Origin of the sequence: Massilia sp. LjRoot122 (assembly GCF_964252725.1) — a bacterium.
GTDB lineage: Bacteria > Pseudomonadota > Gammaproteobacteria > Burkholderiales > Burkholderiaceae_D > Telluria.
The window spans coordinates 1,789,306-1,806,565 of sequence record NZ_CAXUPB020000001.1 but is presented as its reverse complement, the minus strand read 5'-3'; the positions used below and the strand labels follow the sequence as shown (position 1 = coordinate 1,806,565).

Sequence of the window (17,260 nt, the reverse complement as noted above, 5' to 3'; positions counted from 1 at the left end):
GTTTATTGAGGCAATTTGCCGGCTGCGACGTGCTGCAGCAGGTCGGTGACCGACACCTGCAGCGTCTCGGCGATCGGCGCCGGGTACAGGCCCATCCACAGGGTGGCGATGGCCAGCACGCCCAGGATGGCGAATTCACGGCCGTTCAGGTCGGTCAGCTCGGCGACGTTCTGGTTGCCGATCGGGCCGAACACGACGCGCTTGACCATCCACAGCGAGTAGGCGGCGCCCAGGATCAGGGCGGTGCCCGACGCCAGGCCGGTCCAGAAGTTGAATTCGACGGCGCCCAGGATGACCATGAATTCACCGATGAAGCCCGAGGTGGCCGGCAGGCCGGCATTGGCCATCGAGAACAGCACCACGAAGGCGGCGAACTTCGGCATGGTGTTGACCACGCCGCCGTAGTCGGCGATTTCACGTGAGTGGACACGGTCGTACAGCACGCCGATGCACAGGAACATCGCGCCCGACACGAAGCCGTGCGAGATCGACTGCATCAGGCCGCCCTGCACGCCCAGGTCATTGAACATGAAGAAGCCCAGGGTGACGAAGCCCATGTGGGCGATCGACGAGTAAGCGACGAGTTTCTTCATGTCCTTCTGGACCAGGGCCACCAGGCCGATGTAGATCACGGCGACCAGCGACAGGCCGATGACGACCGGGGCCAGGTACTGCGAGGCGTCCGGGGTGATCGGCAGAGAGAACCGCAGGAAACCGTAGGCGCCCAGCTTCAGCATGATCGCGGCCAGCACCACGGAACCGCCGGTCGGCGCTTCCACGTGGGCATCCGGCAGCCAGGTGTGCACCGGCCACATCGGAACCTTCACGGCGAAGGCCATGAAGAAGGCGATGAAGATCAGGATCTGCTCGTTCATCGTCAAGGGCAGCTTGTGCCATTCGAGGATGTCGAAGGAACCCGAGGCGTTGTACAGGTAGATGATCGCGATCAGGGTCAGCAGCGAGCCGAAGAACGTGTACAGGAAGAACTTGAATGCCGCATACACGCGATTCGGGCCGCCGAACACGCCGATGATGATGTACATCGGGATCAGGGTGGCTTCGAAGAAGAAGTAGAACAGCAGGCCGTCCAGCGAGGCGAACACGCCGATCATCAGGCCCGACAGGATCAGGAAGGAACCCATGTACTGCGCCACGCGCTCTTCGATCACCTGCCATGCCGCCAGCACCACGATGATGGTGATGAAGGCGGTCAGCGGCACGAACCACAGCGACAGGCCGTCGACGCCCAGCTTGTAGAACACGTTGAAGCGGTCGATCCAGGCAGCCGCTTCATAGAACTGCATGCCGTGGGCGGCATTGTCGAAGTTCATGATCAGCGGCAGGGTCGGCAGGAAGCTGACGACGGCGCCGACCAGGGACAACAGGCGCACGAAACCGGCATTCTTGTCGCGGCCGACGGCCAGCACGATCAGGCCGAACAGGATCGGGAGCCAGATCGACAGGCTCAGGTAAGGAGGAAATGTAGAAATTGACTGCATCATTTTTCGCTTTTCTTATCGATCCCGATTAAGCCTGCCAGAACGGGAAGAACCACAGCAGGGTTGCCAGCACGCCGACGATCATCACGAACGCATAGTGATAGATGTAGCCCGTCTGGAAGGTACGGGTCACCGTCGAGAACCAGCCCACCAGCTTGGCCGAACCGTTGACCAGCAGGCCGTCGATCAGGCCGCGGTCGCCCACTTTCCACAGGCCGCCACCGACGGCGCGTGCGCCGCCGGCGAAGACCGCCTGGTTGAACTTGTCCATGTAGTACTTGTTGTCCAGCAGGGTGTGCAGGAACTTGAACTTGGCATAGAACCAGGCCGGAACGCGCGGGTTGACCATGTAGCAGTAGTAGGCGGTCACGACACCAGCCAGCGCCAGCCAGAACGGTGCGGTCTGCAGGCCGTGGATCGCCATCGCGGCGGCGCCGTGGAACTCTTCGCTCAGGGTGGCCATCGCCGGGTGGTTCGGATTCACCGTGATCACGCCCTTGAAGAAGTCGCCATGCAGCATCGGGCCGATCGCCAGGTAGCCGATGATGACCGACGGGATCGCCAGCAGGACCAGCGGCAGGGTCACGACCCAAGGCGACTCGTGCGGCTTGTCGCCCGGCTGCAGGCCGTGGTGGTGATGGTCGTCGTGGCCGTGTTCGTCTTCTTCGTGGTGCGCATCCGAATCGTGGCCTTCGCTGTGCTTGACCGGTTGGTTCCAGCGCGATTCGCCATGGAACACCATGAAGTACATGCGGAAGGAGTAGAAGGCGGTCACGAAGACGCCTGCCAGCACCGCGAAGTTGGCGAAGCCGGCGCCCGGGATATTGGTCGCGTGCACTGCCTCGATGATCGAATCCTTCGAGTAGAAGCCCGAGAAGAACGGGGTACCGATCAGGGCCAGCGAGCCCAGCAGCGAGGTGATCCAGGTGATCGGCATGTACTTGCGCAGGCCGCCCATGTTGCGCATGTCCTGGTCGTGGTGCATGCCGATGATGACCGAACCCGCGCCGAGGAACAGCAGCGCCTTGAAGAAGGCGTGGGTCATCAGGTGGAACACGGCCACCGAGTAGGCCGAGGCGCCCAGCGCGACGGTCATGTAGCCCAGCTGCGACAGGGTCGAGTAAGCGACGACGCGCTTGATGTCGTTCTGGATGATGCCCAGGAAGCCCATGAACAGCGCGGTGATCGAACCGATCACGATGACGAAGCTCAGCGCGCCGTCCGACAGTTCGAACAGCGGCGACATGCGCGCCACCATGAAGATGCCGGCGGTAACCATGGTCGCGGCGTGGATCAGTGCCGAGATCGGGGTCGGGCCTTCCATCGAGTCCGGCAGCCAGACGTGCAGCGGGAACTGCGCCGATTTACCCATCGCGCCGATGAACAGGCAGATGCAGGCGGCGGTCAGCAGCGGCCAGCCGATGCCCGGCACGGTCATGCCGACCAGCTTGTCGGCCTGGGCAAAGGTTTCGCCGTAGTGCATGGTGCCCGAGGCGGCCAGCAGCAGGCCGATGCCCAGGATGAAGCCGAAGTCGCCCACGCGGTTGACCAGGAAGGCCTTCATGTTGGCGAAGATCGCGGTCGGACGGGTGTACCAGAAACCGATCAGCAGATACGAGACCAGGCCCACCGCTTCCCAGCCGAAGAACAGCTGCAGGAAGTTGTTGGACATGACCAGCATCAGCATCGCGAAGGTGAACAGCGAGATGTACGAGAAGAAGCGGTTGTAGCCTTCGTCCTCGGCCATGTAGCCGATCGTGTAGATGTGCACCATCAGCGAGACCGAGGTGACCACGCACATCATCATCGCCGACAGGGTGTCGATCTGGAAGCCGACGGCCAGCTTGAGCGTGCCGACGTTCATCCAGGTGTAGATGTCTTCATTGAAGGTGGCGCCGTCGAGCACCGCCATCAGGGTCTGGACCGAAATGATCAGCGCGATCAGCACGCCCAGGATGGTCGCCGTATGCGATACCTTGCGACCGACCACATTACCGAAGAACTTGGTGCCGAGCAGGCCGGCAATCGCCGAGCCTGCGAGCGGCGCCAGCGGCACCGCCAGTAACATTGAGGAAGAGAGTTGCCCCGCCATGTTGAACCTTAATCGTTATTGTTAATCAACCGAGACCGTCAGCCCTTGAGGCTGTCGAGGTCTTCCACATTGATCGTGTCCAGGTTACGGAACAGGACCACCAGGATCGCAAGGCCGATCGCCGATTCGGCGGCCGCGACGGTCAGAATGAAGAACACGAAGATCTGCCCCGCCGCGTCTCCCAGGTAGTGCGAGAACGCGACGAAGTTCAGGTTCACCGCCAGCAGCATCAGTTCGACGGCCATCAGCAGGATGATGATGTTCTTCCGGTTCAGGAAGATACCGATCACCGAGATCGCGAACAGGATCGCGCCCAGGATCAGGTAGTGTGCGAGCGACAAAGTCATGGTGCCTCCTTCGGTGCGGCGGCTGCGGCTGCGGCGGCTGCTTTTTCAACATTCGCTGCATCGATCGCGCGCTGGTTGACCGCATCCATCTTGACGATGCGCAGGCGGTCGTTACGCTTGACGCGGACCGCGAGGGCCGGGTCGATTGCTTTGGTGTCCTTGCGCTTGCGCAGGGTCAGGGCGACGGCGGCAATGATCGCCACCAGCAGGATCACGGCCGCGATCTCGAAGCCGTAGATGTACTTGGTGTAGATCAAGAGGCCCAGTTCCTTGGTGCCGCCGATGTTCAGCGCGGCAGCCTCGGCCGACAGGTCGGTTGCGTTGAACGCGCGGTACAGCACGGCGGCCATCTCGAGCACGATCAGGGCGCCGATGCCCGATGCCACCGGCAGGTAGCCCCAGAAGCCTTCGCGCATGCGGTCGATATTAATGTCGAGCATCATGACGACGAAGAGGAACAGCACCATCACGGCGCCGACGTAGACCAGTACCAGCACGATGGCCAGGAACTCGGCCTTCAGCAGCAGCCAGATACCGGCTGCGTTGAAGAAGGCCAGCACCAGGAACAGCGCGGCGTGGACCGGGTTCTTGGTGGTGATGACGCGCAGCGAGGCCAGCACCATGATGGCCGCGAACGCGTAGAACAGGAAAGTGGTGAATTCCATGAATTGACAGCCTCTTCTTATCGGTACTTCGCGTCCGCTTCGCGGGCGGCGGCGATGTCATTTTCGTAGCGGTCACCGACAGCCAGCAGCATCTCTTTGGTGTAGTAGAGGTCGCCGCGCTTTTCGCCGTGGTATTCCAGCACATGGGTTTCGACGATCGAGTCGACCGGGCAGGACTCTTCGCAGAAGCCGCAGAAGATGCACTTGGTCAGGTCGATGTCGTAGCGCGTGGTGCGGCGGGTGCCGTCCTCGCGCTGCGCCGATTCGATCGTGATCGCCATGGCCGGGCAGACTGCCTCGCACAGCTTGCAGGCGATGCAGCGCTCTTCCCCGTTGGGGTAGCGACGCAGCGCGTGCAGGCCGCGGAAGCGGTTCGACATCGGCGTCTTCTCTTCCGGGTACTGGACCGTGATCTTGCGCGACAGCGCGTACTTGCCGGTCAGGGCCAGGCCCTTGAAGAGTTCGGACAGCATCAGGCTGCCGACAATTTCTTTAATCCGATTCATTTTGTGTTTGCTTCCTTACTTCACAGCAGTCCAGATGTTCCACGGCGTCTGCATCCAGGCGGCGACAAACACCAGCCAGATCAGGGTCAGCGGGATGAAGACTTTCCAGCCCAGGCGCATGATCTGGTCATAGCGGTAACGCGGGAAGGTGCCGCGGACCCAGATCATCAGGGAGACCAGGATGAACATCTTCAGGAACAGCCAGAAGAAGCCACCGATCGCGCCGAATTCCAGGAAGGCGAACGGAGCCGACCAGCCGCCCAGGAACATGATCGCCGCGAGGGTCGAAATCAGGATCATGTTGGCGTATTCGGCCAGCATGAACATCGCGTAGGACATGCCCGAGTACTCGACCATGTGGCCGGCGACGATCTCCGACTCCCCTTCCACCACGTCGAACGGGTGGCGGTTGCACTCTGCCAGGCCGGACACGAAGTAGATGACGAACAGCGGCAGCAGCGGCAGCCAGTTCCACGACAGGAAAGTCAGGCCCATGTCGGCCATGGTGCCCATTTGCTGGCTCAGGACGATGTCCGACATGTTCAGGCTGCCGGTCACCATCAGGACCACGACCAGCACGAAGCCGATCGGGATTTCATAGGAAATCATCTGGGCCGAGGCGCGCATCGCACCCATGAACGAGTACTTCGAGTTCGAAGCCCAGCCGGCGATGATGATGCCGTAGACTTCCATCGAGGTGATCGCCATCAGGAACAGCAGGCCGGCGTTGACGTTGGCCAGTGCCGCCTGCGGACCGAAGGGAACCACCGCCCATGCGGCCAGGGCCGGCATGATGGTCATGATCGGACCGATCACGAACAGGCTGCGGTTGGCCTTGGTCGGGATGACGATTTCCTTGAGCAGCAGCTTGAGCGCGTCGGCGATCGGCTGCAGCAGGCCGCCCGGACCCACGCGGTTCGGGCCCACGCGGATCTGGATCCAGCCGATCAGCTTGCGCTCCCACAGGGTCAGGTAGGCGACCAGACCCATCAGCGGCAGCAGCACCACGAGGATCTTCATGACGGTCCAGGCCAGCGGCCAGACCGGGCCAAGCAGGTCAGCCCCGCCGGCGTTCAGTGTATCGATGAAACCGGGCGTTGCCATTATTTGCCCTCTCCTGCTTTTTCAACATTGATTGAACCGAACATTGCGCCCAGGGTGGCGACGGCCGGGTGGCCGGCGGCCACGCGCACCGCGTTCGACGGCAGGCGTGCATCCACGTTGGCGACCAGCACGGCGCTGCCCGAACCCTGCGACACGCGCACCAGGTCGCCGGCCTTGACGCCGATCTGTTCGGCGACGGCCTTCGACAGGGTCACCAGCGGCGCATTCGCGTCGGCGGTGCGCTGCAGCGGTTCCGAACGGCGCGACAGCGCGTCGGTGAAGTAGATCGGCACGTCGGCGACGCGCTCGAGCTGGCCGGCCGGGGCGAACTGGCCCGCGGTCGGCGCCAGGCGCGCGACGTTGTTCAGCTTGGCCGACAGGTCGGTATTGCCCTTGCCGATGGCTTCGTCGCGGATCGATTCCGAGGTTTCGTAATCGAAGCCCGACAGACCCAGCAGGTTGCCCAGCACGCGCAGCACTTTCCAGGCCGGACGGGTTTCGCCGAGCGGCTTGACGGTGCCGTTGAAGCTCTGAGCACGGCCTTCGCAGTTGACGAAGGTGCCGGCGGTCTCGCTGAACGGCGCGATCGGCAGCAGCACGTCGGCGAAGTCCATGCCGTGCTTGAAGGCCGACATGGCAACGACCATTTCGGCGCCGTCGAGGGCGGCCCTAGCCTGCTGCGGGTTGGCCGCATCCAGTTCCGGTTCCGCGTTCAGCAGCACGTAGGCTTTCTTCGGTGCGGAGAACACCGCTTCGCCCTTGCCCGTCGCGCCGACGATATAGCCGCCGACCGTGTTGGCGGCGTCGACCAGGTAGCCGAAGGAGCAGCCGGTCTGCTCGGCGATCCACTGCGCGGCGGCGTGGATCTTCGATGCTTGCGGGTGGTACGAGGCAGCGTTACCCAGCAGGACGGCGCCCGGGGTGTCGACGCCGACCAGGGTCGCGGCGATGCCTTTGGCGGCCTCGCCTGCCTGGACGTTCTCGAAGCCCGACGGTGCGGCGACGCCCTTGGCGCCGGCCACGGCCGACACGACTTCCGACAGCGCGGCCAGCCAGTCGGTCGGTGCGGCGATCAGCTTGTTCGCGATCGGCATCAGGAGGTCGTCGTCGCTGGAGCCCAGCAGCGACAGCTTGGCGCCGCCCTTGGTGGCGACGCGCAGGCGGGTCGCCACCAGCGGGTGGTCCTTGCGCAGCGAGGAACCGATGACGAAGGCGCGCTTCAGTTGCGAGAAGTTCGCGATCGGCATGCCCAGCCACGGGGTGACCTGGCCGTCCAGCGCGAAGTCGGTCTGACGCAGGCGGAACTCGATGTTGTCCGAGCCAATGCCACGGGTCATCTTGTTCAGCAGGTAGAGCTCTTCCAGCGTCGAGTGCGGGGTGGCGACAGCAGCGATGCTGTCGGCGCCGTGCTCGTGGCGGATGTTACGCAGGCCATGGGCCACGTATTCCAGCGCGGTCTGCCAGTCGGTTTCCTGCCACACGCCGCCCTGCTTGATCATCGGGTTGACCAGGCGGTCGGCATTGTCCAGGGCTTCGTAGGAGAAGCGGTCCTTGTCCGACAGCCAGCATTCGTTGATGGCTTCGTTTTCCAGCGGCAGCACGCGCATGACCTTGCCGCCCTTGACCTGGACGATCAGGTTCGAGCCGAGCGAATCGTGCGGGGCGATCGACTTGCGTCGCGACAGTTCCCATGGACGTGCCGAGTAGCGGAAAGGCTTGCTGGTCAGCGCGCCGACCGGGCACAGGTCGATCATGTTGCCCGAGACTTCCGAATCCACGGTCTTGCCCACGAAGGTGGTGATTTCCGAGTGTTCGCCGCGGCCGACCATGCCGAATTCCATCACGCCGGCCACTTCCTGGCCGAAACGCACGCAACGGGTGCACTGGATGCAGCGCGACATCTCTTCCATCGAGATCAGCGGGCCGGCCTCTTTCGGGGCCACCACGCGCTTCTCTTCGTCGTAGCGCGAGTTGCTCTTGCCGTAGCCGACGGCCAGATCCTGCAGCTGGCATTCGCCGCCCTGGTCGCAGATCGGGCAATCCAGCGGGTGGTTAATCAGCAGGAACTCCATCACCGACTTCTGTGCCTGCACCGCCTTGTCGCTGTGGGTGCGCACGATCATGCCCGGCGACACCGGGGTGGCGCAGGCCGGCAGCGGCTTCGGCGCCTTCTCGACTTCGACCAGGCACATGCGGCAGTTCGCTGCGATCGACAATTTCTTGTGATAGCAGAAGTGCGGGATGTAAGTCCCGAGTTTGTTTGCGGCGTCCATCACCATGGAACCTGGTGCGACTTCGACTTTTTTGCCGTCTAATTCAATTTCAACCATTTGATCGTTACCTGACCTGGTTTAAAGGTATGCGGGCACGAGGCAGTGCTTGTGCTCGATGTGATATTCGAATTCCTCGCGGAAGTTCTTGATCATCGCTTCCACCGGCATCGCCGCTGCGTCACCCAGGGCGCAGATGGTGCGGCCCTTGATGTTGAAGGCGATGTTGTTCAGCAGGTCCATGTCTTCCGGACGGCCCTTGCCGTGTTCGATACGGTGGACCATGCGGTACATCCAGCCGGTGCCTTCACGGCACGGCGTGCACTGGCCGCAGGATTCTTCGTAGTAGAAGTAGGACAGGCGCAGCAGCGACTTGACCATGCAGCGGGTCTCGTCCATGACGATCACGGCGCCCGAACCCAGCATCGAACCGGCCTTGGCGATCGAATCGTAGTCGAGGTCGGTATCCATCATGACCTCGCCGCGGATCACCGGCGCCGACGAACCGCCCGGGATAACGGCCTTGATCTTCTTGCCGCCGCGCATACCGCCGGCCAGCTCCATCAGCTTGGCGAACGGGGTGCCCAGTGGGACTTCGTAGTTGCCCGGACGCTCGACGTCACCCGAGATCGAGAAGATCTTGGTGCCGCCGTTGTTCGGCTTGCCGAGGCCCATGTAGTTCTCAGGGCCGATGTTCAGCAGGAACGGGACAGCCGCGAAGGTCTCGGTGTTGTTGATCGTGGTCGGCTTGCCGTACAGGCCGAACGAGGCCGGGAAAGGCGGCTTGAAGCGCGGCTGACCCTTTTTACCCTCGAGCGATTCCAGCAGTGCGGTCTCTTCGCCGCAGATGTAGGCGCCGTAGCCGTGGTGGGCGTGCAGCTGGAAGCTGAACTCCGAACCCATGATCTTGTCGCCCAGGAAGCCGGCGGCACGCGCCTCTTCCAGCGCTTCTTCGAAGCGCAGGTATTCCTGGAAGATCTCGCCGTGGATGTAGTTGTAGCCCACGGTGATGCCCATCGCGTAGGCGCCGATGGCCATGCCTTCGATCAGCGCGTGCGGATTGTAGCGGATGATGTCGCGGTCCTTGAAGGTACCCGGCTCGCCTTCGTCGGTGTTGCAGACGAGGTATTTCTGGCCCGGGTACTGGCGCGGCATGAAGCTCCACTTCAGGCCGGTCGGGAAACCGGCGCCGCCGCGGCCGCGCAGGCCCGAGGCCTTCAGGTCGGCGATGATCTGTTCCGGCGAGATCTTCTCTTCGATGATGCGGCGCAGCGCCGAATAGCCGCCACGCTTGACGTAGTCGGCCAGGCGCCAGTTGTCGCCGTTCAGGTCCTTGAGGATCAGCGGATTGATGTGACGGTCGTGCAGGCTGGTCATTTCTTCAGTTCCTCTACCAGGGCGTCGATTTTTTGATCGTTCATGAACGAGCACATGCGGTGGTTGTTCACCAGCATCACCGGTGCGTCGCCGCAGGCGCCCATGCACTCGCCTTCCATCAACGTGAACTGGCCGTCGGCGGTGGTGTCGCGGTAGTCGATGCCCAGCTTGTCCTTCAGGTACTGGCCGGCGCGCTCGCCGCCCGACAGGGCGCAAGGCAGGTTGGTGCAGACCGTGATCTTGGCCTTGCCGACCGGCTTCAGGTTGTACATGTTGTAGAAGGTCGCGACTTCCTGCACGGCGATGGCCGGCATGCGGATGTAGTCGGCGATTTCCTGCATGGTTTCCGGCGACAGCCAGCCCAGTTCGACCTGGGCGTGGGCCAGCGAAGCCATCACGGCCGACTGGCGTTGATCGGCTGGGTACTTGGCCAGCTCGCGATCGATTTTTTTATAGCAATCCTGCGATAACATAATCTTTTCCTGCCTCTTAGCGGTCGATACTGCCGAACACGATATCCTGCGTGCCGATGATTGCGACTGCGTCGGCGATCATGTGGCCGCGCGACATTTCGTCGAGGCTCTGCAGGTGGACATAGTCCGGGGTGCGGATCTTCAGGCGGTAGGGCTTGTTGGCGCCGTCCGACACGATGTAGATGCCGAACTCGCCCTTCGGGTGCTCGACCGCTGCATAGGCCTCGCCTTCCGGCACGTGGAAGCCTTCGGTGAACAGCTTGAAGTGGTGAATCAGCGATTCCATGTTGGACTTCATGTCCATGCGGTTCGGCGGCACGATCTTGTGGTTGTCGATCATGACCGGACCCTGGTTCACGCGCAGCCAGGCGATGCACTGCTTGATGATGCGGTTCGACTGGCGCATTTCTTCGATACGCACCAGGTAGCGGTCGTAGGAGTCGCCATTGGTGCCGACCGGGATGTCGAAGTCGAGGTTCGCATACGCCGCGTAGGGCTGCATCTTGCGCAGGTCCCATTCGATGCCCGAGCCGCGCAGCATGGCGCCGGTGAAGCCCATGGCTTTCGCGTCTTCCGGCGAGACCACGCCGATGCCGACCGTACGCTGCTTCCAGATACGGTTATCGGTCAGCAGGGTTTCGTACTCGTCGACATAGCCGTCGAAGCGCTTGGTAAACGCATCCAGGAAGTCCAGCACCGAACCCTGGCGGTCGCGGTTCAGTTCGTCAATGGCCTTCTTCGAGCGGATCGGCGATTCCTTGTGCTGCGGCATGCGGTCCGGCAGGTCGCGGTAGACGCCGCCCGGGCGGTAGTAGGCCGCGTGCATGCGTGCGCCCGACACCGCCTCGTACACGTCGAACAGGTCTTCGCGGTCACGGAAGGCGTACAGGAAGGGGCCCATCGCACCGATGTCGAGCGCGTGCGCGCCCAGCCACATCAGGTGGTTCAGGATACGGGTGATCTCGTCGAACATGGTGCGGATGTACTGCGCACGGATCGGCGCTTCGACGCCCAGCAGCTTTTCGATCGCCAGCACGTAGCCGTGCTCATTGCACATCATCGACACGTAGTCGAGACGGTCCATGTACGGGACCGACTGCAGGTAGGTGCGGGTCTCGGCCAGCTTCTCGGTGCCGCGGTGCAGCAGGCCGATGTGCGGGTCGGCGCGCTGGATCACTTCGCCGTCCAGCTCCAGCACCAGACGCAGCACGCCGTGCGCTGCCGGGTGCTGCGGACCAAAGTTCAGGGTGTAATTCTTAAGCTCAGCCATTATTTCGATGTCCCGTAGGTTTCTTCACGGATCACGCGCGGGATGTTCTCGCGCGGCTCGATCGTCACCGGTTGGTAGATCACGCGTTTCTGTTCAGGGTCGTAGCGCATTTCGACATAGCCCGTGACCGGGAAGTCCTTGCGGAACGGGTGGCCGATGAAGCCGTAGTCGGTCAGGATGCGGCGCAGGTCGCCGTGGCCGTCGAACAGGATGCCGAACAGGTCGAAGGCTTCGCGCTCGAACCAGTTGGCGGCGCGCCAGATGCCGGTGATGGTCTCGACCATCGGCATCTCGTCGTCCGGGCAGAAGGTGCGCACGCGCACGCGCCAGTTGTTGGCGAGCGACAGCAGGTGCACGACCACCGCGAAGCGCGGGCCGTCCCAGGTGCCTTCGCCGTACTGCGAATAGTCGACGCCGCACAGGTCGATCATCTGTTCGAATGCCAGCGTCGGATCGTCGCGCAGGGTCTGCATCGCCTTGATGTAGTCGGCGGCCTTGACCACCACGGTCACTTCGCCCAGCGCCGAGCTGATGGTAGCGCCCTCGCCCAGTGCATTTTTCAGGGCGAGTTCAAGGGTTTCGAGTTTAGTCGTCATGGTGTTTCGCTGTTCTTAGCGCGCGATGGTGTTGGTGCGCTTGATCTTGTTCTGCAGCTGCATGATGCCGTACAGCAGTGCTTCCGCGGTCGGCGGGCAGCCCGGCACGTAGACGTCGACCGGGACGATGCGGTCGCAGCCGCGCACCACCGAGTACGAGTAGTGGTAGTAGCCGCCGCCGTTGGCGCAGGAACCCATCGAGATCACCCAGCGCGGCTCGGCCATCTGGTCGTACACCTTGCGCAGGGCGGGCGCCATCTTGTTGCACAGCGTGCCGGCGACGATCATCACGTCGGACTGGCGCGGCGATGGGCGGAACACAATGCCAAAACGGTCGAGATCGTAGCGGGCAGCGCCCACATGCATCATCTCGACCGCGCAGCATGCCAGGCCGAACGTCATCGGGAACATCGACCCGGTGCGCGCCCAGTTGATCAGCTTATCGGCTGTGGTGGTAATGAAACCTTCGTTTAATACGCCTTCAATTGCCATGGCTTATTCCCAATCAAGGGCACCTTTCTTCCAGATGTACCAGAACCCGACGATGAATTCGGCGATGAACACCATCATCGTGACGAAACCGGTCCAGCCCAGTTCGCGCATCGAGACGCCCCATGGGAAGAAGAATGCCGTTTCCAGATCAAACAAAATAAACAGGATCGCCACCAGGTAGTAGCGAACGTCGAACTTCATGCGCGCATCTTCGAAGGCTTCGAAGCCGCATTCATATGGGGACAGCTTGGCTGCGTCGGGACGGTGCGGACCAAGGATGCGGCCGAGCACCTGAGGAGCGACACCGACACCGATGCCAACCAGGATAAAGAGAAGAACGGGGAGATAATTTTCGAGGTTCACGGTGAAGCCTATTCTGAACGATCGGTTAATGAAACACTGCAGGGCTGCAGCGCCGACCCATCCGAACCTGGCTGAGGACCTTCCACCAGGACCGCACGAATCGTAAAAAAGCCAGCTCAGGCATGAGAGCGTTTGCTCATTGCGCCCTTGCTGGCTTCTTTGTATCTTGGTGCCGACGGCGAGACTCGAACTCGCACAGCTTGCGCCACTACCCCCTCAAGATAGCGTGTCTACCAATTTCACCACGTCGGCTGGAGACCAGTATTTTAACCTGCTTTAGCACTACTTTTCAATGCACAAATTGCGCTAACACAAGGAAATTACGCAATTACTCAACATTTCTTTTGAGCCTGGCCAATCTTTACAGCAGGCCTGGCCGCATCGAACGGGCTTGCGCCCTTTACTGCATGCAGCCCACCCGATGGCGAGCCGCATTCTACTCCACATCCGGAACGCGCGTGCAGCGCGCAAGCGGATTTACTTGGTCGGAGCCGGTGCAACCGGGGCCGGGGTAGCGGCGGCCGGCGCTGCCGGTGCTGCCGGTGCCGGAGCTGCCTCACCCGGGACCGCAGGCAGGGCGACGCCCGGGGTCTGCGGGATATCGTTGGCCGGAACCACGGTGGTCGGACCGGCGTTCGGACCGGCGCCCGGCACGTCGCTCGGGATGCCGGTGGCCGGCGCCTGCGAGGACGGCACGGTGACGCGGCCCATCACGCCGGCGTCTTCACCGCCGGTGCTGCGGCTGTTGCTCGACCAGGCCAGGGCCAGGGTCGAGGCAAAGAACACCGCGGCCGCGACGGCGGTCGACTTCGACAGGAAGTTCGACGAGCCCGAGGCGCCGAACAGGCTGCCCGACGCGCCCGAGCCGAAGGCCGCGCCCATGTCGGCGCCCTTGCCGTGCTGGACCAGCACCAGGCCGATGATGGCCAGGGCCGAAATAACCTGCACAACAATAATCAGATTGAACACGGTGTTCATTGCAATTCCATTTCCAAGTTAACGACGTTTGTTTAAATAGGTATTTCGTTTACTGCGCTGCGCGGATGATGGCGAGGAAATCCGCCGCCTTCAGTGCCGCACCGCCGATCAGGCCGCCGTCGATGTCCGGCTGCGCCATCAGGTCCGCCGCATTATCCGGCTTCATGCTGCCGCCGTACAGCACCAGCGTGTTTTGTGCGGCATCGGCGTTGCATGCGCGCAGTTTTTCGCGCAGGGCGGCGTGCACTTCCTGGGCCATGGCCGGGGTCGCGGTCTTGCCGGTGCCGATCGCCCATACCGGCTCATAGGCCAGCACGATCTTGTCCACGGCCTCGCGGCCGACGGCTTCCAGCACGGCGTCGAGCTGGGCGTCGACGACTTCCATGGTCTGCCCTGCTTCGCGCTGCTCGAGGGTTTCGCCGATGCAGACGATCGGGGTCAGGCCGGCGTCGAGCGCTGCCTTGGCCTTCTTCGCCACCAGTTCATTGCTTTCACCGTGGTAGGCGCGGCGCTCGGAGTGGCCGACGATCACGTAGCGGCAATCGAAATCCTGCAGCATCGACATGCACACTTCGCCGGTGTAGGCGCCGACCGGATGGCAGGACACATCCTGGGCACCCCAGGCCACCGGACTGCCTTGCAGCAGTTCCTGGCACTGGTACAGGTAAGGAGCGGGCACGCAGACCGCGACCTTGGCCCTGGCATTGTCCAGACCTTCCAGGATGCCGGTCAGGAGCGAGGCGTTGGCCGCGCGGCTGCCGTTCATCTTCCAGTTACCTACGACGAGTTTGGAACGCATAGATCCCCACGGTTAAATAACCCGCTATTCTAGCGGTCGAATATGTGGCGGTCAAACAATGCTGAGCTGCCACTTTCCTTTTGATTCAATCTGTTAGACCACTTCCAGCACGATTTTCCCGACGTGCGCGCTCGACTCCATCAGCGCATGCGCCTCGGCGGCCTGGGCCAGCGGGAAGCTGCGGTAGATGACCGGCTTGAGCTTGCCTTCCGCGAACAAGGGCCAGACGCGCTCACGCAGGCTGCGCGCGATCGCGGCCTTGAAGGCGACCGGACGCGGGCGCAGGGTCGAGCCGCTGATCGACAGGCGGCGGCGCAGCACCTGGCCCAGGTCGATCTCGGCCTTGGCGCCGCCGAGCAGCGCGATCAGGGCGATGCGGCCGTCGTCGGCCAGGCAATCGATCTCGCGCGGGATGTAGTCGCCGGCGACCATGTCGAGGATGACGTCGACGCCCTTCCCGCCCGTCAGTTCCTTGACCACGGCGGCGAAATCTTCGCTGCGGTAGTTGATGCCGCGTTCGGCACCGAGCTCCTCGCAGGCGCGGCACTTGTCGTCCGAGCCGGCGGTGGCGAACACGCGGTGGCCGAGCGCCGCGGCGAGCTGGATCGCGGTCACGCCGATGCCCGAGGTCCCGCCCTGGACCAGCAGCGATTCGCCGGGCGCCAGGCGGGCGCGGTCGAAGACATTTGACCAGACGGTAAAGTAAGTCTCGGGCAGCGAGGCGGCTTCCAACGGCGTCAAGCCTTGCGGGATCGGCAGGCACTGTTCGGCGGGCGCGCTGCAATATTCGGCATAGCCGCCGCCCTGCACCAGCGCGCAGACCATGTCGCCCTTGGCAAAACCGGCCGCTGCGTAATCACCGTCGACGATCTCGCCGGCCACTTCCAGGCCCGGCAAGTCCGAGGCGCCGGGCGGCACCGGATATTTGCCGAGGCGCTGCAGCACGTCGGGGCGGTTGATGCCGGCCGCGTGCACCTTGATCAGCAGCTCGCCGGCCTTCAGGACGGGCAGCGGACGTTCGCACAGTTGCAGGACTTCCGGCTTGCCCGGCTGCGTGATTTCGATGGCGCGCATGGATGCTCCCGTGTTGAAAAAACCACAATTGTAAGGGAGTCGGAAAAAACCTGCGCGCCCTCCTCAGGAAGGCAGATGGCGTTGCGGATCGTGAGCGACGCTGACGCCGACCAGGGTATCGCGGCGCAGCCTTACCCGGGTATGCGGGACGCGGATACCTGCCGACATACCCCAGGCAGCGGCCCAGCGCAGTGCCCGGTCCGTTTCCGGCCCGAAAGGCCGCGCGGCCGAGGCCCGGTTCAGCGCGGCCGACATACGCTGCATCGCGTAAAGCTTTCTCATTGAAACAATCTTGGCCATGGGACCAAGATAGGGTTTCCGGCCAAAAATGACCGTGCCTTACCTAACGCTGGATCAAATGGCTGTGCCGGTGTCGCGTGCGCTGAACAAAGGCGTCTGGCCGCTGTCGACCGCCTGCAGGGCCTGCAGCGCCATCGCATACGCGCCCTCATATGTTTTCGCCGCGGCAATGAAACGGCCGTTGTGGCAGAACTTTGCATCGGGCACGCCGGTTACCGCGGCCAGGTCCGCGTCGCGCAGGCCGGCCCAGCTTTCCGGCAAGTCGGCACGAGCGTCGAAGGTGTCCGTCGTCGCCGGCACCGTGTGCAGCATGTAGCGGTCTTCCGACAGGCTGTGGCTGAGCACGAACAGCACTTTCGGCATTTCCTTGCGCACCACCGAACTCCAGGGCAGCGCCGCGTTCTTCAGGAACAGCAGGCGGCCGTTTTCCAGTACCTCGGCCTGGCGCACCTGGGCCAGCGCGAGGATGGCGCCGATCCGGTACTTGACCGAATTGACGATCACGTCGGTGAGCAAGGCCATCGCTTTGCGGAACTGGGTCAGGCGGTAGGCTTCCGCCTCGAGCCCGTAGCCGAGGCGCTGCTCGTCCATCCAGTTCGGATTGAAGCCCGACACCACCGCCGACATCCCATAGCCGCCCGGTGCGTTCTTGGCCGCGCCGACGTCCGACAGGTCGAGGTATTGCACGATGTCGGCGTCGATGGCATAGGCCATCTGCTGCGCCGTGTCCTCGTCGAGCTGGTGGCCGGTGTGCTGGGCGGCCAGCTGGGCGACGCAGCGCGCGCCGTATTCGCGCCAGACCAGGCCCGCGCTGGCATAGGGCACGCCGCTGGCGCGGGCGCCTTCGAAGCCCTTCTGGTGGTGGTCGAAACGGCCCGTGGCCGGGTCCCAGATGCCGCCGACGTCGACCACGAAATCGGCGGCCTCGATGATCGCGGGCTCGCGCGTCCTGACGATCTCGGCGTCAGGGAAAAGAATATGCAGGACGGCCACCGCCCATGCGTCGTCCGCATGGAACTTGCCGTTGTGGGTCACGATGACCATAAATGCTCCAA

At 63.1% G+C, this 17,260-nt stretch carries 18 protein-coding genes and 1 tRNA gene; all 19 read right to left on the bottom strand.

The window, feature by feature from the left end; translation table 11 throughout:
* Positions 1–2: 2 nt before the first annotated feature.
* The gene (locus ACSQ25_RS07965; protein WP_436105161.1) at positions 3–1,502 is read right to left on the bottom strand and encodes an NADH-quinone oxidoreductase subunit M; all 1,500 of its coding nucleotides are present in this window, start codon (positions 1,500–1,502) and stop codon (positions 3–5) included.
* A 25-nt stretch (positions 1,503–1,527) separates the two neighbouring features.
* Positions 1,528–3,591: an NADH-quinone oxidoreductase subunit L gene (gene nuoL, locus ACSQ25_RS07960; RefSeq protein ID WP_436105160.1), complete on the bottom strand. Its 2,064-nt coding sequence runs from the start codon at positions 3,589–3,591 to the stop codon at positions 1,528–1,530.
* 38 nt (positions 3,592–3,629) lie between these two features.
* Positions 3,630–3,938 carry an NADH-quinone oxidoreductase subunit NuoK gene (gene nuoK / locus ACSQ25_RS07955; protein ID WP_027863874.1) on the bottom strand — a complete coding sequence of 103 codons (309 nt, stop codon included), beginning with the start codon at positions 3,936–3,938 and terminating at the stop codon, positions 3,630–3,632.
* Entirely contained in the window at positions 3,935–4,603 is a 669-nt protein-coding gene (locus ACSQ25_RS07950; RefSeq protein ID WP_436105159.1) for an NADH-quinone oxidoreductase subunit J, read from the bottom strand. Before ACSQ25_RS07950 ends, nuoK begins: the two co-directional genes overlap by 4 nt.
* A gap of 17 nt (positions 4,604–4,620) precedes the next feature.
* Complete coding sequence (gene nuoI / locus ACSQ25_RS07945; RefSeq protein ID WP_027863876.1) at positions 4,621–5,109, bottom strand: NADH-quinone oxidoreductase subunit NuoI; 489 nt, start codon at positions 5,107–5,109, stop codon at positions 4,621–4,623.
* A 15-nt stretch (positions 5,110–5,124) separates the two neighbouring features.
* Positions 5,125–6,213: an NADH-quinone oxidoreductase subunit NuoH gene (gene nuoH, locus ACSQ25_RS07940; protein ID WP_436105158.1), complete on the bottom strand. Its 1,089-nt coding sequence runs from the start codon at positions 6,211–6,213 to the stop codon at positions 5,125–5,127.
* Positions 6,213–8,543: an NADH-quinone oxidoreductase subunit NuoG gene (gene nuoG / locus ACSQ25_RS07935; RefSeq protein ID WP_436105157.1), complete on the bottom strand. Its 2,331-nt coding sequence runs from the start codon at positions 8,541–8,543 to the stop codon at positions 6,213–6,215. The genes nuoH and nuoG overlap by 1 nt, the downstream gene beginning before the upstream one ends.
* 21 nt (positions 8,544–8,564) lie before the next feature.
* Positions 8,565–9,860 (bottom strand): NADH-quinone oxidoreductase subunit NuoF, encoded by a 1,296-nt coding sequence (gene nuoF / locus ACSQ25_RS07930; RefSeq protein WP_436105156.1) that lies wholly within the window; start codon positions 9,858–9,860, stop codon positions 8,565–8,567.
* Positions 9,857–10,333 (bottom strand): NADH-quinone oxidoreductase subunit NuoE, encoded by a 477-nt coding sequence (gene nuoE, locus ACSQ25_RS07925; protein WP_436105155.1) that lies wholly within the window; start codon positions 10,331–10,333, stop codon positions 9,857–9,859. The genes nuoF and nuoE overlap by 4 nt, the downstream gene beginning before the upstream one ends.
* A gap of 16 nt (positions 10,334–10,349) precedes the next feature.
* Positions 10,350–11,603, bottom strand: coding sequence for an NADH-quinone oxidoreductase subunit D (locus ACSQ25_RS07920; RefSeq protein ID WP_436105154.1), 1,254 nt, complete (start codon positions 11,601–11,603; stop codon positions 10,350–10,352).
* Positions 11,603–12,199, bottom strand: a complete 597-nt coding sequence (locus ACSQ25_RS07915) for an NADH-quinone oxidoreductase subunit C (protein WP_436105153.1) — start codon at positions 12,197–12,199, stop codon at positions 11,603–11,605. Before ACSQ25_RS07915 ends, ACSQ25_RS07920 begins: the two co-directional genes overlap by 1 nt.
* Before the next feature lie 15 nt (positions 12,200–12,214).
* Positions 12,215–12,691, bottom strand: coding sequence for a NuoB/complex I 20 kDa subunit family protein (locus ACSQ25_RS07910; RefSeq protein WP_020654624.1), 477 nt, complete (start codon positions 12,689–12,691; stop codon positions 12,215–12,217).
* Between the two features lie 3 nt (positions 12,692–12,694).
* Positions 12,695–13,054 carry an NADH-quinone oxidoreductase subunit A gene (locus ACSQ25_RS07905; RefSeq protein WP_436105152.1) on the bottom strand — a complete coding sequence of 120 codons (360 nt, stop codon included), beginning with the start codon at positions 13,052–13,054 and terminating at the stop codon, positions 12,695–12,697.
* Positions 13,055–13,221: 167 nt separating this feature from the next.
* Positions 13,222–13,306 (bottom strand) — tRNA-Leu (locus ACSQ25_RS07900).
* Between the two features lie 225 nt (positions 13,307–13,531).
* A complete protein-coding gene (gene secG, locus ACSQ25_RS07895; RefSeq protein ID WP_436105151.1) occupies positions 13,532–14,032 on the bottom strand; it encodes a preprotein translocase subunit SecG in 501 nt (166 codons plus the stop codon).
* 49 nt (positions 14,033–14,081) lie between these two features.
* Positions 14,082–14,831: a triose-phosphate isomerase gene (tpiA, locus tag ACSQ25_RS07890; protein WP_436105150.1), complete on the bottom strand. Its 750-nt coding sequence runs from the start codon at positions 14,829–14,831 to the stop codon at positions 14,082–14,084.
* Between the two features lie 93 nt (positions 14,832–14,924).
* Positions 14,925–15,905, bottom strand: a complete 981-nt coding sequence (locus ACSQ25_RS07885) for an NAD(P)H-quinone oxidoreductase (RefSeq protein WP_436105149.1) — start codon at positions 15,903–15,905, stop codon at positions 14,925–14,927.
* A gap of 63 nt (positions 15,906–15,968) precedes the next feature.
* Positions 15,969–16,187: a hypothetical protein gene (locus tag ACSQ25_RS07880; RefSeq protein WP_436105148.1), complete on the bottom strand. Its 219-nt coding sequence runs from the start codon at positions 16,185–16,187 to the stop codon at positions 15,969–15,971.
* Between the two features lie 72 nt (positions 16,188–16,259).
* Entirely contained in the window at positions 16,260–17,249 is a 990-nt protein-coding gene (locus ACSQ25_RS07875) for an MYG1 family protein (RefSeq protein ID WP_436105147.1), read from the bottom strand.
* Positions 17,250–17,260 lie beyond the last annotated feature (11 nt).

Excerpts from the sequence above, each read along its gene's own strand:
- ACSQ25_RS07965 (WP_436105161.1), bottom strand. The coding sequence starts at position 1,502 with ATGATGCAGTCAATTTCTACATTTCCTCCTTACCTGAGCCTGTCGATC.
- nuoL (WP_436105160.1), bottom strand. The coding sequence starts at position 3,591 with ATGGCGGGGCAACTCTCTTCCTCAATGTTACTGGCGGTGCCGCTGGCG.
- nuoK (WP_027863874.1), bottom strand. The coding sequence starts at position 3,938 with ATGACTTTGTCGCTCGCACACTACCTGATCCTGGGCGCGATCCTGTTC.
- ACSQ25_RS07950 (WP_436105159.1), bottom strand. The coding sequence starts at position 4,603 with ATGGAATTCACCACTTTCCTGTTCTACGCGTTCGCGGCCATCATGGTG.
- nuoI (WP_027863876.1), bottom strand. The coding sequence starts at position 5,109 with ATGAATCGGATTAAAGAAATTGTCGGCAGCCTGATGCTGTCCGAACTC.
- nuoH (WP_436105158.1), bottom strand. The coding sequence starts at position 6,213 with ATGGCAACGCCCGGTTTCATCGATACACTGAACGCCGGCGGGGCTGAC.
- nuoG (WP_436105157.1), bottom strand. The coding sequence starts at position 8,543 with ATGGTTGAAATTGAATTAGACGGCAAAAAAGTCGAAGTCGCACCAGGT.
- nuoF (WP_436105156.1), bottom strand. The coding sequence starts at position 9,860 with ATGACCAGCCTGCACGACCGTCACATCAATCCGCTGATCCTCAAGGAC.
- nuoE (WP_436105155.1), bottom strand. The coding sequence starts at position 10,333 with ATGTTATCGCAGGATTGCTATAAAAAAATCGATCGCGAGCTGGCCAAG.
- ACSQ25_RS07920 (WP_436105154.1), bottom strand. The coding sequence starts at position 11,603 with ATGGCTGAGCTTAAGAATTACACCCTGAACTTTGGTCCGCAGCACCCG.
- ACSQ25_RS07915 (WP_436105153.1), bottom strand. The coding sequence starts at position 12,199 with ATGACGACTAAACTCGAAACCCTTGAACTCGCCCTGAAAAATGCACTG.
- ACSQ25_RS07910 (WP_020654624.1), bottom strand. The coding sequence starts at position 12,691 with ATGGCAATTGAAGGCGTATTAAACGAAGGTTTCATTACCACCACAGCC.
- secG (WP_436105151.1), bottom strand. The coding sequence starts at position 14,032 with ATGAACACCGTGTTCAATCTGATTATTGTTGTGCAGGTTATTTCGGCC.
- tpiA (WP_436105150.1), bottom strand. The coding sequence starts at position 14,831 with ATGCGTTCCAAACTCGTCGTAGGTAACTGGAAGATGAACGGCAGCCGC.
- ACSQ25_RS07885 (WP_436105149.1), bottom strand. The coding sequence starts at position 15,905 with ATGCGCGCCATCGAAATCACGCAGCCGGGCAAGCCGGAAGTCCTGCAA.
- ACSQ25_RS07880 (WP_436105148.1), bottom strand. The coding sequence starts at position 16,187 with ATGAGAAAGCTTTACGCGATGCAGCGTATGTCGGCCGCGCTGAACCGG.
- ACSQ25_RS07875 (WP_436105147.1), bottom strand. The coding sequence starts at position 17,249 with ATGGTCATCGTGACCCACAACGGCAAGTTCCATGCGGACGACGCATGG.